This is a genomic window from Fodinicola feengrottensis, from assembly GCF_039530045.1.
In the GTDB taxonomy this organism is placed as follows: Bacteria; Actinomycetota; Actinomycetes; order Mycobacteriales; family HKI-0501; genus Fodinicola; species Fodinicola feengrottensis.
On sequence record NZ_BAAANY010000041.1, the window covers coordinates 18,557 to 32,475 of the forward strand.

Genomic DNA, 13,919 nt, shown 5'->3' on the forward strand with positions numbered 1-13,919 from the left:
TCGTAGTCGGCGCTGCGGTGGTAACCGGGGGCGTCACGAGGTGGTGGTCACAAACGTCCACCACTGGGTGCTATCTGTCCCACTGCAGGTCTCCGCAACCACAGCTGGTTGTCCCTGATAGAGCACTCTTGTCAGGCAACCCATAGCCGGGTTGGCAATGAAATAACCCGGACCATTCGCGTTCCCCCACACGCCCCATCTACCCGGTGGATCGTTCGCATCACCGCAACCCGCGAAAGCCCCTAAGTCATCACTCTCCAGACATTCGAAGGGTGAATTCGGAAAGGCGTGTATCTGGCCTATGTATCCTGAATGCACGGGCACCTCGCCACCGTTGCTGTCGTCGCCCCAGAACCCGGTCCGTGGATCGCCTCTCAACCTTTGACTACTAGAGTAGAGGATGACATCGGGACTGAGTATGCCCTCATTGTCTAAGGGGCGGAGGTATTCGCCAGTTGACACATTCTGAAGGATGATTGGAGCTGGTGCCGGATTATAGGCCCACTGTTGTTTTGGATCTGTATCCGAACACCCGTCAAGAACAGCGGAAGTGTCGTTCGCCGACAAGCAAAGACCCTGGCTACGACTCTCGATGAGCATGCGGCCGTCCGAGTAAGGGTAAGTGACAATCTGCCAGTCCTGCTGGTTGGTGGTACCCGCGTCGCACGTACTGATGGTGACCTTGTTGTCCACATAGTCAAGACAGCGAGGAGCCTCGGTAGGACCCGTCTGGAGGTGTCCCATATACCCGCCAGTGAGATTCCCCCATTGATCGTTGCTCCATTCTCCAAACATATCGTAGGGCGGATTGGTTTGGAGTTGAAGAAGATATGGATCCACGAATGCTAGGTATTTGCCGGTCGCGTAGTTCCAAAGCTCCGCTTTCGGAGCGGACGGTGGTGTTGTTGGATCCGCGGAAGCCGGCACGGCCGGTGCCAGTGTGATCACAAGAACACAGACCAGTAACGCTGCTGCAATGGTTACCCGACGCCGATACAACCTCATCCATCTCCTCATGTGGCCACTGAATGGCTATCACTTCCGTGCACGACGCTGACTAAAGCCTCCTCGTTGGGACAGCGGCAATTGCATCTGAACGCATTCGAGAAGGCTACTAATATGTACCGAAAGTGACCTCGCAAGTTCAGTACGTCAGGTCAGCTACAAGTGCACGATGACCCGGCCACGCGGGTATCACATTAGTGAACCGGAGTGGCTGCCTCATCGCGCACCCGCGCTCATGCACGCAACCGCCGACGGCATACGCGGCCAATATGGCTACGAATAATTAATCCACTTTACCCGAGTCTTTGATGAGTCCTGGATCAACCAACCAGCACCCGAACCCCAAACCAACCCCAAACAAACCCAAAATAGCTGTCTCATCTGACTTGACAGATACCGCAGCCGGGCGATCGACGGCTGAGAGAGACGCGTTTCCATCATCCTGCGGGCTTGCAGCTCCGCTAGTCAGTGTTACTATCTACTAGTAGTCAGTGTCACTAGATAGTGAGGGGTGCTCCCATGGCAACCTGGTAACGGAGATGGCCAAGGGAACGCTGGAGGGCCTCGTGCTGGCGATCCTGTATGGTTGGTCCGCGTATGGCTACGAAATCACGGCGTGGCTGCGCGACCAGGGCTTCTCCGACATCGCCGAAGGCACTATTTACGCGCTGCTGGTCAGGATCGAACAACGTGGCCTCGTCGACGTGGAGAAGGTCCCGTCGGAGAAGGGGCCGCCGCGAAAGGGGTATTCCCTGAACGCTCAGGGACAGGAACATCTCGAGGAGTTCCGAACGACCTGGAACTTTCTCGCTGAACGGCTCGAACGGCTCCACAAAGAAGAAAAATGGCCATGTCCGATGTCGAAAAGGGCGGCCTCATCTCGAAGATGATCAGGCCCAAGAAACGCTGGAGAGCGTACAAGACACGCTCGCGCCAGCTTCCCGAGAACTACCGTACGGCGGTCGAAGCGATCGAACGGTATCTGATGCATTTCGTACCGACCGACGGCGACAGCAATGCGGCGATGTTCGAAGACCTTGCCGACCTGTTCGAACAGGCCGCGGCGAACGGAACACCAATCCGCGAGATCGCGGGGAAGGACCCGGCGGAATTCGTCGAGGCAATCGCCCAGAACTACTCGGAAGGTGGCTACGTCCGGGCACGCGCGCGCGGAAACAGCTGACCGACGCCATTACGCGCGCCGAACAAGAGACGCCTCGATGACGACGTGGACCGGCATGATGTCGGTTGACGACACGGCCCTTGCCGTCAGTGACACTGGCGGTCCTAGTATTCCGGTGGTTTACCTCAATGGCCAGTTCGCTACCCAGGGATATTGGCGGCGGGTCATCGCTGATCTGGGTACGGGGTGGCGGCACATCACTTTTGACGAGCGTAGGCGCGGCAGAAAATCGGGGAAGTCAGTTGACTATTCCTTCGAGGCCGCGGTTCGGGATGTTGATGCCATTCTCGCGGCCAGGGGTGTGGACCGGGCTATGGTGGTGGGTTGGTCGTACGGGGCCTGGAACGAGGTCCCCAAATCATTCGTATGGAAGAAGACAGGCTAGGACATCCTCGACTCTCGGCAAGTATCTTCAACGAATTTCGGGCGTGGGACGCTGCGGCGTCTTGGGTGGCGGCGTGTGGAGGCGCGCGGCGACTGGCAAGTCGAGGCAAGACGCGGTGGGCCACTGCGATGGCAGCGGACCCAGCCGGCGAAGCTGGTGGGTCTGTTCCAGGCACCAGGGTGATACCGCCAAATGTCCTTGGTCGATGCTGGAAACCAGTGCATCCCAGGTGATCCATTGGTATGAGTTGACCTCGTCAGGATTCGGGTCAGGCCGCGTGTCGACGGTGGCGCGAAAGACCGGGCACATCTCGTTTTCCACCACCCCACTGGGCATCGTGGCGCGGTAGCGGAACCTCGGAAGCAACAGGTCGATACTGGTCGCGACCATGCCGAGCTCGACAAGCAGCCGGCGCTGCACCGCTTCGACGATGGGTTCGCACGGTAGCGGATGGCCACAGCACGAGTTGGTCCAAGCCCCCGGCCAGGTAGGTTTGGTCAGCGCCCGTCGCGTGAGCAGGACCTGGCCACCGGGGTTGAGGACATAGCAAGAAAAGGCAAGATGCAGCGGCGTGCTCCTGTGGTGTACTGCTGATTTTTCGGCCGTACCCAAGGCGTGCCCTGCCTCGTCGAGAAGAACGACATGCTCCAACGCGTACCCCGGCGGTTTCACAGTCCGTCCGGGATGTCCGGGGTGGCTTGCTGGGTGTATCCCAACGACTGCAGGCGGGTGGCGAGGATGCTGATCTCGGCTATGGTGGCGCGTCCGGGAAGACTGACCGCACACAAGGCCGCGTCGGCCACGTCTTCGGGTTGCAGGCACAGCTTGCGCATCTCAACCGGTGGGGGCACCGGTCGGCGATCCAGCATGGGGGTGTCCACCATTCCGGGAAGAATCGTGCACACGCGGACGCCGTTCGCGTGCTCGTCGCGCGACAGCCCTCTGGCCAGGCCGAGTAGAGCAGCTTTGGTTGCGCTGTAAGCGGCGCCGCTGTGGGAAGGCCAGGCTGCCGAGATGCTGGAGATCAGGACAATGTCACCCTCCCGTTCGCGGATCTGGTCGAGAGTGCCGTGAATGAGCCGGAAGATGCCGGTGAGGTTTGTCCGTACCAGCTCATCGAAACTTTCCTCGGTGAGTTGATGAAACCGCCGGCGGGTGACGTTGGTTCCTGCGGCGCAGACGAGAATGTCGATCGGATCCTCACGGGCAAGCTCACCGGTCAGTGCCTGGGTGGCGACCGGGTCTGTGACGTCGAGCGAATGCGGGACGTACGTGCCGCCGGTCACCGCGTCCGGTGCGGTCGACCGAACCGCATCAAGGCGCCGGCCGACGCCGTGGACGCGCGCGCCGGCATCCAGAAAGCGTCGGACAATGCCCGCGCCGATCCCACTTCCAGCTCCGCTCACCAAAGCCACTCGCCCGGCCAGCGCACTAGTCAACGGGCGGGTTGAGAGTCCACAGGCCGAGCTCAAGGCCCTCCGCGTCATGCACGACGGCCCACCAGCCGGGCTCGGCGGCGGGCCGGATTTCCATCCTCCCCTTGATAATTTTGCCGCCCGCGGCGGAAACCTTCGCGAAGGTCGACTCCAGGTCGTCCACCTTCACGTACACACGCGGCGATCGTCGCCCCTCTGCGAGTTGCCGGTCGGCGAGCACCTTGTCCAACGCCCCGAACTGTTTTCCATCCGCGTCCTTCATCGTCATGTACTCATCCGAGTACGCCTGGAAGGACCACCCGAAAACCTCGCCGTAGAACCGTTGGGCGCCGTCCAAGTCCTGAATCGGCAGATCCACCCAGGACACCTTGTTATCGGTCACGACAGTCCTTTCACGATTGTCCGAGAATCTGCTGGAACAAGGGCAGCGGTCGAGCCGAGACGTCGACAAAGTCGCGCAGTCTCGCCAACCACGGCGCCCGGTCGCCGAAACTGTCCAGCAGCCCGTGCGCCCGGGCCCGAACCTTCTCGATCTCCTGGACGTAAAGACAAACGTTCTCGGTGGTCAGCAGCAGCTCCCTGAGCTGGCCGCGAGCTTGCGCCGACAGCGGAGCCTGGGCACGCAGTGCGAGCAGCCGGCCGCGGTCCAAGCCAGTCGACCGGGTCAGCACGGAGGCGAACAGGAACGTGAGAACCTGGTTGCGTAGGTCCTCCTCGCGACCGGTGGCCAGGTCCTCCTGGTCGTTGCGAAGCTGTCGAAGCGAACCGAAGGTGAAGCCGAAATCTCGCCATCGCTCTGCCACCGGCTGGTCAGCGCCGGCCAGCCGGGCAGCCATCGCGCCAGCCATCGCATAACCGCCACCGGTTTTGCGCCGGTAGCACCGCAACACCTCGACCGGCCGGACTGTCTCCGGGGTGGCCCGGAACTCCCGCAGCTGACCCTCGACACCAGATGTTGACCCGTACGAGAGGTCCGCGGCCAGTAGTGAAAGGGTGCTCGCCGGCAGGTCCAGTCGAGCGATAATCTCGGCCGGCACCGAATGCAGGCAAAGGATTGCGGCCATCATGGCCTCAGCGACATCCAGCCCAGCTGAGGCCTCCTCGACCGCACCGTCCGTGGTGTTGTCAATGAGCCGACCAGCGGTGTACCAGAGGATGTTGACAGCCGCGATCGGTACTGCCGGCCGAAGGTCACCTGTCAGTGCGCCGAAAATCAGCAGCGGCACGGCTCGCATGACCTGCTTTGTTCTGCGTACCTCAAGAAACTGGTGCAGAACCTTCTTGGTCAGGCCCAGCGAGTCGTCCAGCCGATCGACCGCCGAGTCGATCTCCAGGTCGATGGCCGGATAGAGCTCATCCTGGAAAATCGCCGGTAGCTCCAGTTCAGTGATCACGACAACGCCTTCCCCGCAACCTGCGCCCCCCGTACGTGGCGGCTCTGCCGTACCGAGATCGGAAGTGCTGTGTAGCCGCGAAGAACCAGGAGGTTGTGCCGGTTCGCCTCGCCGGCGAGGGTGATGTCCTCGAACCTGTCGAGCAGCATCTTGAAGGCGATCTCGGCCTCCAGCCTGGCTAGCATCGTGCCCAGACAGTAGTGCGGGCCGGCGCCGAAGCTCAGCGCCTGTTTGACTGTCCGCAGTGGATCGAACGTGTCCGGCTGATCGAACCGGGCCGGGTCCCGGTTGGCGGCGCCCACCAGGACGGCGACCGAAGCGCGGGCCGGCAGCCGGAGCCCATCAAGGGTGGTTTCCCGGAGCGTACGACGGGCAAGCACCTGGACTGGGCAGTCGTAGCGGAGCATTTCCTCGATGTACGCGGGCGCCAGCGACGGGTCCAGGCGGAGCCGGCGAGTCAGGTCGGGGTGGTCAAGCAAGATGGCCAAGCCATTGCCGAGCAGGTTCATGGTGGTAATGAAGCCAGCGGCGATCACCAATGCCAGGCTCGCCAACAGCTCCTCTTCGCTGATTGTGCCCTCCGCGTCGTGTGCGGCGGCCAGTGCGCTGGTGAGATCCGACTGCGGTGACTCGCGGCGTTCGGCCACCAGCGCGGCGAAATAGTCCCGCAGCTCCACTGTTGTCTGATCCACGGCAGCGAGCGACCGCGGCTTGTCGTCGGACTCCAGCAGGGCGCGTCCGGTGCGCAGCGGTGGGCCGGCGACGATCGCGTTCACCCGCTGGTGGAACCAATGCCGGTCGGCGGGCGAAACCCCGACCAGGTCGCAAATCACCGTGATGGGGAGCTCGAAGGCGAAACCGCTGATGAAGTCAACCGGAGCCCCGTCGGCTCCGCGTTCGGCGAGCCGGTCGATCAGCCGGCTCGCCGCGGTCTCGATCGCCACCCGCATGTCGCCGATTCGGCGCGGAGTGAACGTACCGGCGACCAACCTGCGTACCCGTTCGTGGTCCGGGGAGTTCATGAAATGCAGCGAGTTGGCAGCCCGGCGCAGCACCGGCGACTCGCGCCAGTTCGGATCCGAACGGTCGAACTCGGCTCGGTCATCCACCCCGAAGTCGGGGCTGCGCAGAACCTGGCCGCAGGCAGCATATCCGGTGGCCACCGCCCAGTCGTTGGTCTGCTCGGCCCACACCGGTGCCAATTTCCTCAGCTGGGCGTAAAGCGGGTACGGGTCGGCGCGTCCCCCTGGAGTACGCAGAGCACGGATCAGCTCACCGCCGTCCACAGTCACGCCTTTCCCGGCGCGCATCGAAAGAAGTGCACATCATCGCCCAGCGCCCTCACGGCCGCCGAACTCCGCCACAATAACGATGTAGTTCATCTTGTTCGCCCGATAGGCATCCAGGAAGGGCTTCTCCACGCCGGCCGCGAGGTTCGAGTACGACCGAAGGTCGAAATACGGAATAGCGTCGACGGTGTGGTTCGACACCCGGATCGGGACGAAGTTGTGTTTCGCCAACATCTGGAAGTAGTGCGACCGGTTGTGAATGTGGCAGACGTAGTGTGCGTCGATTGCCTCGATTTCGTCGCGTCCACCGACGATGTCGTTGCCACACCAGGTCACGATGACGTACCGACCGCCTGGTTTCAGCAGTCGGGCGAACTCACCAAACGCCTCGTCCAGATCGACATAGATAGTCGTTTCGTTGGTGACGACGGCGTCGAAGGATTTTTCCGGCAGCCTTGTGTCAGCCATGTTCGCGTAATGGAAGCTGACTTTCTCTCCCACGCCGTGGTCGTGCGCCGCTTTCTCGGCGAAGTCGATATGGTGCCGGCAGATGTTCACCCCGACAACCTCCGCGTCGAGTTCCTTGCTGACTACGATGCTGGTGCCGCCTCGACCCGAACCGGCATCGAGAACCCGCGATCCGCGCGGCAGTCCGACAAGACCGTCCAGCACCAAGCCAACCTGCTCGTTCTCCATGCGGTGCATCTCGTCGAGGATCGCCTGTTCCCGGACGCTGGGCGGCAGGTCGAGAATGCCGTGATCGTAGTCACCGACGGCATAGTGGTGATGGACCAGCCCGTCCTCTTTTCCGAGCAGCAGGTTGATCTGGTCGTCGGTCTTCTCGTCCCACTCGATCTTCAGAAGACGCTCGTAGTCGTTGCGGATGATGTTCTGCAGGTCGATCAAGCGATGCTCCTCGAGTCTCTGATGACAATCAGTCGGAAAAGCTGGCCGATCTCGTCCTGACATGCAGCGGACAAGCCCGCCTTCGACAACGCCCGTACGGCACGGTCGAGATACTCCGTGGAAACACGTTCAGCCGTCGCCTTCCCACCTGCCTCTTCAATAAGTACGCTCGCCCGGTCAAGGAAGGCGTCGTCCGGGCGACCGACACCCCATTCCGCCGCCAGCTGTCGGCCGGCCGCTGTGTCGGACGCCAGCGCCGCCAGCACCGGCAACGTCCGGATGCCCTCGCGAAGGTCTCCGCGGGCGGCTTTGCCGGTAATGCTGGGACAACCCCAGATGTCCTCGACATCGTTCGCGGCCTGCCAAGCAATACCGAGATAACCACCGGCCACACTCAGCGCCTCGATCGCCTTGGCCGACCCTGCGTTGAGCGCCACTCCCAGTCCGAGCGCGCATTCCACCAGCGCGCTGGCTTTCCCCCTGGCGACAGCGAGATAGTCATCCACGCCGGCGCCCGGCCGGGTAATGAGCGACAGTTCCGCGGCTTCGCCGGCGATCAGCCGGTCAACGGCGTCGCAGAGCAGCTGGAGTGCGTGTTGACTCACAGGCCTGGCCGCAGCAAGGGTCGTGTACGCGGCCGAGAGCAGCGCATCGCCGGCGAGCATGGCCAATCCCGAACCGAACACCGACCAAGCCGTCTCCCGGCCCCGACGCTCAGTGTCCCGGTCAATGATGTCGTCATGCAGAAGAGTCCAGTTATGCACCAGCTCCACGGCCACCGCCCCAGGAAGGGCGATCTCCTCGGAGCCACCCACTCCCCGCGCTGCCGCGAACAACAACGCTGACCGGGTGCTCTTTCCCGCCGGCACCGAACCATCGGGAAGGCTCTCACCGTGCGGCCCGCTCCAACCGAAATGATAGCCGCACAACAATGCGAGATCCGGTTGCAGCCGGTCAACCACAGACCGCAAAGCCGGCCCCGTGAGAGTACGGGCGACCGCCGTGGCGGTCGAACCAACCTGCCCACCCAGCGTCATAAAAACTCCGAGTCTCGACCCCTTTTGAAGGGCAACCGGGTACCTGTCTTTAACAGCTCACACGACTATCCGCGAGGATCTCTGCACGCGCTGGGCGCACGTATGGGTCCCACGCGGACATTGCGCAGGGATGGCTCGAATTCGACCTATTCGAGAGTAGATCATCTGACAACAACGCCGACAATGGACAGATGTCACAATTTTCAATGACAAACCTCAGTATATTCGCACTGCCCGTACCAGTCACCGTGCCGGGCCACCCGACTCACCGACACCGACCTCACGGCGGGGTCCTGACAATCGACCCAGCAATGGAATCCGCCCCCGGACTCGCAAAGTCGGTTCTCGCCACCCGCCCCAGCTCTCCACGACCGGGACAGCGATCGCGGCCTTGCATACCTCGACGCACTACAGCTCGGCCAGATACGCGGAGAAATCCCCAGGGTCAATCCCATCGCGGACAATGACATCACCATGTTCTCGACCCCGCGCAAGCGCCGGTGCCGCCGCTTGCGCACCAAGATTCGGCTTGACACTGGCGTACAGGTCACGTGACGCCTCGGTCTCCACCGGCTGCTGAACATCGACCTGCTGCAGGAGAGTTCATCGACCCTCCTCACATGCTGGTCTCGCCATCCAGGCCAGATTTACCTGGCGCGTACCGCGAATTACCGGCGGCTAATCGGGGCTCGCTAGCCTCTGACAAATGACCACGAACCCATCCCCTCAACGACAGGGAGGACCCGTACAGAACGGCCCTCCAGACCCACAAACAGCCCATTCGGCACCAGCCACCTAGACTCGGTGGTTATGGGGTTCAACTTCGACGCTGTTGCTGGCGAACTCCCACTGATGCAACGAGTGTGGTCGGCAAGCTGTGACGCCACGACCGGTTTCACCTCGACGGTCAAAGGCTCCTCCATGATCGCGTTTGCGCGCAATGGTGACAAGTGGACGGTGCATGTACGTGGACCGGAGACCAGGGCCACACACCTGACCTGTCCAGAGGGCTGGGAGTTTTTCGGCGTCGAGCTGCAGTTCGGTGCCTATCTGCCGCTGTTCCCGCCGTCGGGTCTGGCCAACCTGAACGATGCTCTGTTACCGACCCTGTCAGGGGACCGGATCTTGCTGGACAACCGAGACTGGGAGATGCCAACCAAGCAGAACGTCGACGTCTTCGTCAACAGGCTTGTACGTGCAGGACTGTTGATCTTCGATCCACTCGTCGAGGAGATCCGTCACGGCGAACGACCACGAGCCATGTCGGAACGGATAGCGCAAATCCGGTTCCGCCGGGCCGTTGGAGTATCACGCCGCAAGCTCGTCAGCATCGAGCAGGCACAGCGCGCCGCGCAGTTCCTCGCGGCTGGCGGATCGATCGCCGAGGCGGTCATCGTCGGTGGCTACTACGACCAGCCGCAGCTCGCGCGGGCGATGCGATGGGCCACCGGCCACACCCCGGGCGAGTTGAGGTCGGCCACCTCGTTCCTCGCGTTCTGATCCCCTGGACCGACCTGCTGAGCTGCCTTCACCCGCTTGGGCAGCACCTCGGAGCCGGCAGGATTCGGTTCGATACAAGACGGTCGATCATCGGACTGGTTGTCTCCGGGGATGCGAAAACTGATCGAATACAACCACCTCTCGATCGACGGGAGGTTCACCGGCGACGCCTTCTCCGCCGGACAGATGAAGGTCGCCCCCAACGACAAACACTTCGACTATCAGCTCCGACTGTTGGAACAAGCAGCTGGTCTCGTGCTCGGACGGGTGACCTACGAAGTCTTCGCAGCAACATGGCCAACCATGACCGGCGACCTCGCCGACAAGATCAACTCCCTGCCAAAGCACGTCGCTTCCAGCACCCTGACCGAGACCACCTGGAACGCCGAGGTGCTCACCGGCAACGCCATCGACGCCATCGCCAAGCTCAAAGAATCCGGCGACGGGACGTTGGTGAAGTACGGCAACGGCCCTTTCAGCCGGGCACTCCTGGACGCGGGTCTGCTGGACGAACTGCATCTGAGCATCTCCCCCTTTGTCGCGGGTTCCGGTGATTCGCTGCTGTCGGGCATCAGCACGACCCCCATGAACCTCACGGGCGTGACCGACATCGGCAACGGCGCGGTGGTACTGGCCTATACACCGAGTCGGTAGCCAGACACCACAAGGCTGGTAGCCCGGGTAGATTCGTATTTCTTCACTTGGGTGGGTGTCAATGTGGGCTCCGCGGCTCCCCCTCTGCCGCGAGTACACCAACGCACCCACCAAGAGGGTCACCACGGACGCTCAATCCACCGCAGGATTCCCATCGGGGACTGTATTTTTATCGGTGGTGCGCCGTGTCAACGGACACTTGTGCCTCCGGTTTGGCGGTCTTTTCTTCTCCGGGTTGGTGGACTGGTTTTCTCCGGGTGGGTGGACACGGGGGTCCGGTTGTTTAGGGTTGTTTCAGGGGTGTGACTCCTTTCCCTGCGAGGGCTTCGGCGAGTCGGTGCGATTCGCCGGTGGTTTGGACGAGGTGCGCGTGGTGAAGTAGCCGGTCGACGGTGGCTGTGGCCAGAGTTTTTGGCATTATTGTGTCGAATCCTGACGGATGGATGTTGCTGGTGACCGCGATCGAGCGGCGCTCGTATGCGGCGTCGACGATCCGGTAGAACGCCTCGGCGGCGTCCTGGCCGGCGGGCAGCATGCCGATGTCATCGACCACGATCAGGTCGCAGCGGCAGATCCGGGCGACGGTGCGGGCGATCGAGGCGTCGACCTTGGACTTGCTGATGGTCTGGGTGAGGGTTTCCAGGGTGAACCAGGCGACCCGCAGGTCCTGCTCGATCGCGGCGTGAGCGAGCGCTTCGACGAAGTGGCTCTTGCCTGTGCCGGACGGGCCGGCCACCGCCAGATTCTCCCCGCGACTGATCCACTCCAGTGTGGACAGTGAGTTCTGGGTGGCCTCGGAGATCGAGGACTCCTCGGCCCGCCAGGTAGAGAATGTCTTACCGGTTGGGAAATTCGCGGTCCTGCGGCGCATCCGGCGGGTCGCGGAGTCGCGGCCGGTGACTTCCTCGGTGATCAGCACCCGCAGGACTTCGGCGGGGTCCCAGCGTTGCGCGCGGGCGGTGGCCAGCACGTCTGGGGCTGCTTTGCGCAGGTAGGGCAGCCGCATCCGGCGCAGCAGCTGCTCCAGATCGACGGGCAGGGCGGGTGCGGTGGGTGTGTTCATGCGCCGAACCCTTCCCAGCCGCTGGTGCCCGGTTGCGCCGAATGCGTCTCGTCGGCGTAGACGACGTCGCTGGGCGCGCCGGACAGTGCGAGGTGGTCCAGGATGGCGGCCAGGTCGGTGTCACCGAACCGGCCGGCCATCGCGGCCAGCCCGAGGGCGGTGTCGACCTTCTCCGCGCCCAGAATGGTGGCCAGTTCGACCGCGCGGGCCATCTTGGACCGGATCCGCTGCGCTCCGGTGGCGCTGGCCTCGATCAGCCACCGGTGCGCTCCTTCACCGATGCCGCAGAACGCGACCTCGGCCTCGCTGCGCGGCCGGACCCGCGGTGGGCGGGGTTCGTTGCCGCCGGGGTGGTTCGGGTAGTGCTCGTCGTCGATGCGCGGGTTTCCGGGCGTGGACAGGGCATGCCGGGCGATCTCGGTCAGCCCGGTGCTGGTCATGCCGGTGATCACCAGCTCGTCGCCGACCACCCGGCACCACACCCGGGTGCCCACATGTCCGGGCGGGGTGGAGTACCGGACCGAGGAGAACCGAATCGTCTGGTCGTCATCGACCAGGCGTTCCTCACCGAGCGCGGTGGTGTGCGGTTCGGTCGGCAGTGCGTGCAGAACCGCGCGCTCAGTCGCCAGCCGGTCGACCGGGGCGGCCTTGGTCTCCCGGTGCGGACGGGCGTTTATCCTTTCGCGCCAGTCAAAACACGCGTCCGCGAGCTCGGCGAACGAGGCGTAGGCGGATGCCAGGTTCGCGGTGGTGGGCACCAGGTCGGCCTTGGCGATCTTGACCGTGTGCTCCGCGCCGCCCTTGGACTCCGGGTCGAACGGCTGACACGTTTCCACCTTGCAGCCATAGTGCCGGCCCAGCGCGACCACGTCGGGATGCCGGACCGGGACGCCGGCGATCCGGTCGACCGTGACAGTTTTGGGGTTATCAGTCAACAAATACGTCGGCGCGCCGCCCAGTATCCGCAACGTGGCATCGACACAAGCGATCAATGTCGGTAGGGTTTGGTCCCAGGCCGGCAAAACAACCCGGAACCGGGACCACGACAGCCACGCGCAGAACAACTGCGTGCGTCGCCCGCCGATCCGCGGCCCCTCGCCCCAGTCAAATTGCAGCCACATACCTGGCTCGGGCACCCACGGCCGATACGCCCGCCGGTTGCCGGCTCGCCACGCCTGCTTGGCCTCTGCGACCGCACGGCGGGTCGACCGGTCGGTGCCGGTGAACCCCATCGCCACCAGCCGCTGGTGCACCACGTCCGCGCGAACCTTGCCGCTGGACTTTTCCACCAGTTCCTCGATTTTCTCCACGAACTCGTCCACCGCGCGACTCCGCCTGGTCCGCGCCACCGGGTCCAGACCGGCGTCCCGCAACGCGACATACCGCGAAACAGTCTTCTCATCACATCCTGCAAGCTTCGCCGCTGAATGCGCACAACGGGTCAAATCGAACGCTTCCAAGATCTCCATAACGTCCCTGTCAGACTTAGCCACAGATCCCTCCGGACGGTCGCTGGCACTGATCGGCAACCAGAGCCAAACCGGCCGGAGGGATCCCACGCGGCGATCAACAAAACCTGGGCGATTCCCGGAAATCTCGTGTCCATACACCCGGAAGAATCATGTCCACCAACCCGGACTCAACTGTCCGCGCACCCGGATTTTTTCATTGTCCGCGCGGACGCACGCGGCATAACGAGTTGTTCGGCATAAGATCCGCGCGTATTTGAGTGGCGCTCGGGAGCCTGGTAAGCGGGTCCGGTCTGAGCCGGTGGTGATCGCGGAGTTCGTGCCGTATTGCCGGCAGCGGCTGGTTGATGATCCGCATTTGTGGGCGTCGACGTTGTTCGACGAGGTCGTCGCGTTGGGGTTCACTGGTTCGTATCCGTCGCTGACCGCGGCGATCCGCGATCTGGGGCTGCGTCCGCATTGCGAGGCGTGTGACCGGTCCAAGGGCCGTGACACCGCGGTGATCGCGCACCCGGCGGGCGCGGAGACGCAATGGGATTGGTTGGAACTTCCTGATCCACCATCGGCGTGGGGCCTGGGAAAGCACGCGCATCTACTG

Annotated in this window: 15 protein-coding genes and 1 pseudogene; 6 read left to right on the top strand and 10 right to left on the bottom strand. The window is 63.1% G+C overall.

Features of this window, described 5'->3' with window-relative positions; all coding sequences use genetic code 11:
* Positions 1–33: 33 nt before the first annotated feature.
* Positions 34–1,017: a ricin-type beta-trefoil lectin domain protein gene (locus tag ABD301_RS42655; protein ID WP_425552017.1), complete on the bottom strand. Its 984-nt coding sequence runs from the start codon at positions 1,015–1,017 to the stop codon at positions 34–36.
* Between the two features lie 527 nt (positions 1,018–1,544).
* Between ABD301_RS42655 and ABD301_RS38205 the strand changes: the two genes are divergently transcribed.
* Genes ABD301_RS38205 through ABD301_RS38215 form a run of 3 tightly spaced genes read left to right on the top strand, consistent with a single transcriptional unit; the run spans position 1,545 to position 2,573 of the window.
* Positions 1,545–1,895 (top strand): PadR family transcriptional regulator, encoded by a 351-nt coding sequence (locus ABD301_RS38205; protein WP_163568710.1) that lies wholly within the window; start codon positions 1,545–1,547, stop codon positions 1,893–1,895.
* The gene (locus ABD301_RS38210; RefSeq protein ID WP_344314963.1) at positions 1,856–2,188 is read left to right on the top strand and encodes a DUF1048 domain-containing protein; all 333 of its coding nucleotides are present in this window, start codon (positions 1,856–1,858) and stop codon (positions 2,186–2,188) included. Before ABD301_RS38205 ends, ABD301_RS38210 begins: the two co-directional genes overlap by 40 nt.
* 37 nt (positions 2,189–2,225) lie before the next feature.
* A complete protein-coding gene (locus tag ABD301_RS38215; RefSeq protein WP_344314964.1) occupies positions 2,226–2,573 on the top strand; it encodes an alpha/beta fold hydrolase in 348 nt (115 codons plus the stop codon).
* Positions 2,574–2,600: 27 nt separating this feature from the next.
* Here ABD301_RS38215 and idi read toward each other — a convergent pair whose 3' ends face one another.
* The 7 genes from idi to ABD301_RS38250 are packed head-to-tail and all read right to left on the bottom strand — an operon-like array spanning position 2,601 to position 8,635.
* A complete protein-coding gene (gene idi / locus ABD301_RS38220) occupies positions 2,601–3,224 on the bottom strand; it encodes an isopentenyl-diphosphate Delta-isomerase (RefSeq protein ID WP_163568759.1) in 624 nt (207 codons plus the stop codon).
* 17 nt (positions 3,225–3,241) lie between these two features.
* Positions 3,242–3,979: an SDR family oxidoreductase gene (locus ABD301_RS38225; RefSeq protein ID WP_344314965.1), complete on the bottom strand. Its 738-nt coding sequence runs from the start codon at positions 3,977–3,979 to the stop codon at positions 3,242–3,244.
* Between the two features lie 25 nt (positions 3,980–4,004).
* The gene (locus ABD301_RS38230) at positions 4,005–4,391 is read right to left on the bottom strand and encodes a VOC family protein (protein WP_163568711.1); all 387 of its coding nucleotides are present in this window, start codon (positions 4,389–4,391) and stop codon (positions 4,005–4,007) included.
* A gap of 10 nt (positions 4,392–4,401) precedes the next feature.
* A complete protein-coding gene (locus ABD301_RS38235; RefSeq protein WP_163568712.1) occupies positions 4,402–5,403 on the bottom strand; it encodes a polyprenyl synthetase family protein in 1,002 nt (333 codons plus the stop codon).
* Entirely contained in the window at positions 5,400–6,713 is a 1,314-nt protein-coding gene (locus tag ABD301_RS38240; protein WP_344314966.1) for a cytochrome P450, read from the bottom strand. The genes ABD301_RS38235 and ABD301_RS38240 overlap by 4 nt, the downstream gene beginning before the upstream one ends.
* 15 nt (positions 6,714–6,728) lie before the next feature.
* Positions 6,729–7,598, bottom strand: coding sequence for an SAM-dependent methyltransferase (locus ABD301_RS38245; protein ID WP_163568713.1), 870 nt, complete (start codon positions 7,596–7,598; stop codon positions 6,729–6,731).
* Positions 7,595–8,635, bottom strand: coding sequence for a polyprenyl synthetase family protein (locus tag ABD301_RS38250; RefSeq protein WP_344314967.1), 1,041 nt, complete (start codon positions 8,633–8,635; stop codon positions 7,595–7,597). Before ABD301_RS38250 ends, ABD301_RS38245 begins: the two co-directional genes overlap by 4 nt.
* Positions 8,636–9,556: 921 nt before the next feature.
* Here ABD301_RS38250 and ABD301_RS38255 point away from each other — a divergent pair.
* Positions 9,557–10,135, top strand: a complete 579-nt coding sequence (locus ABD301_RS38255; RefSeq protein ID WP_344314968.1) for a helix-turn-helix transcriptional regulator — start codon at positions 9,557–9,559, stop codon at positions 10,133–10,135.
* Positions 10,136–10,246: 111 nt separating this feature from the next.
* On the top strand, positions 10,247–10,789 hold the full coding sequence (locus ABD301_RS38260) for a dihydrofolate reductase family protein (protein WP_163568717.1): 543 nt from the start codon (positions 10,247–10,249) through the stop codon (positions 10,787–10,789).
* A 283-nt stretch (positions 10,790–11,072) separates the two neighbouring features.
* On the opposite strand, the gene istB is transcribed toward ABD301_RS38260, so the two are convergent.
* On the bottom strand, positions 11,073–11,852 hold the full coding sequence (istB, locus tag ABD301_RS38265) for an IS21-like element helper ATPase IstB (RefSeq protein WP_344314969.1): 780 nt from the start codon (positions 11,850–11,852) through the stop codon (positions 11,073–11,075).
* Positions 11,849–13,321: an IS21 family transposase gene (istA, locus tag ABD301_RS38270; protein WP_344314971.1), complete on the bottom strand. Its 1,473-nt coding sequence runs from the start codon at positions 13,319–13,321 to the stop codon at positions 11,849–11,851. Before istA ends, istB begins: the two co-directional genes overlap by 4 nt.
* A 301-nt stretch (positions 13,322–13,622) precedes the next feature.
* On the opposite strand from istA, the pseudogene ABD301_RS38275 reads away from it, so the two are divergent.
* Positions 13,623–13,919 (top strand): annotated as a pseudogene (locus ABD301_RS38275) (IS21 family transposase); the annotation flags it as partial.

Bases quoted from the DNA above. Each gene is read 5' to 3' on its own strand.
- ABD301_RS42655 (WP_425552017.1), bottom strand. From the start codon at position 1,017: ATGAGGAGATGGATGAGGTTGTATCGGCGTCGGGTAACCATTGCAGCA.
- ABD301_RS38255 (WP_344314968.1), top strand. From the start codon at position 9,557: ATGATCGCGTTTGCGCGCAATGGTGACAAGTGGACGGTGCATGTACGT.
- ABD301_RS38205 (WP_163568710.1), top strand. From the start codon at position 1,545: ATGGCCAAGGGAACGCTGGAGGGCCTCGTGCTGGCGATCCTGTATGGT.
- ABD301_RS38215 (WP_344314964.1), top strand. From the start codon at position 2,226: ATGACGACGTGGACCGGCATGATGTCGGTTGACGACACGGCCCTTGCC.
- istB (WP_344314969.1), bottom strand. From the start codon at position 11,852: ATGAACACACCCACCGCACCCGCCCTGCCCGTCGATCTGGAGCAGCTG.
- istA (WP_344314971.1), bottom strand. From the start codon at position 13,321: ATGGAGATCTTGGAAGCGTTCGATTTGACCCGTTGTGCGCATTCAGCG.
- ABD301_RS38260 (WP_163568717.1), top strand. From the start codon at position 10,247: ATGCGAAAACTGATCGAATACAACCACCTCTCGATCGACGGGAGGTTC.
- ABD301_RS38210 (WP_344314963.1), top strand. From the start codon at position 1,856: ATGTCCGATGTCGAAAAGGGCGGCCTCATCTCGAAGATGATCAGGCCC.
- ABD301_RS38240 (WP_344314966.1), bottom strand. From the start codon at position 6,713: ATGCGCGCCGGGAAAGGCGTGACTGTGGACGGCGGTGAGCTGATCCGT.
- ABD301_RS38250 (WP_344314967.1), bottom strand. From the start codon at position 8,635: ATGACGCTGGGTGGGCAGGTTGGTTCGACCGCCACGGCGGTCGCCCGT.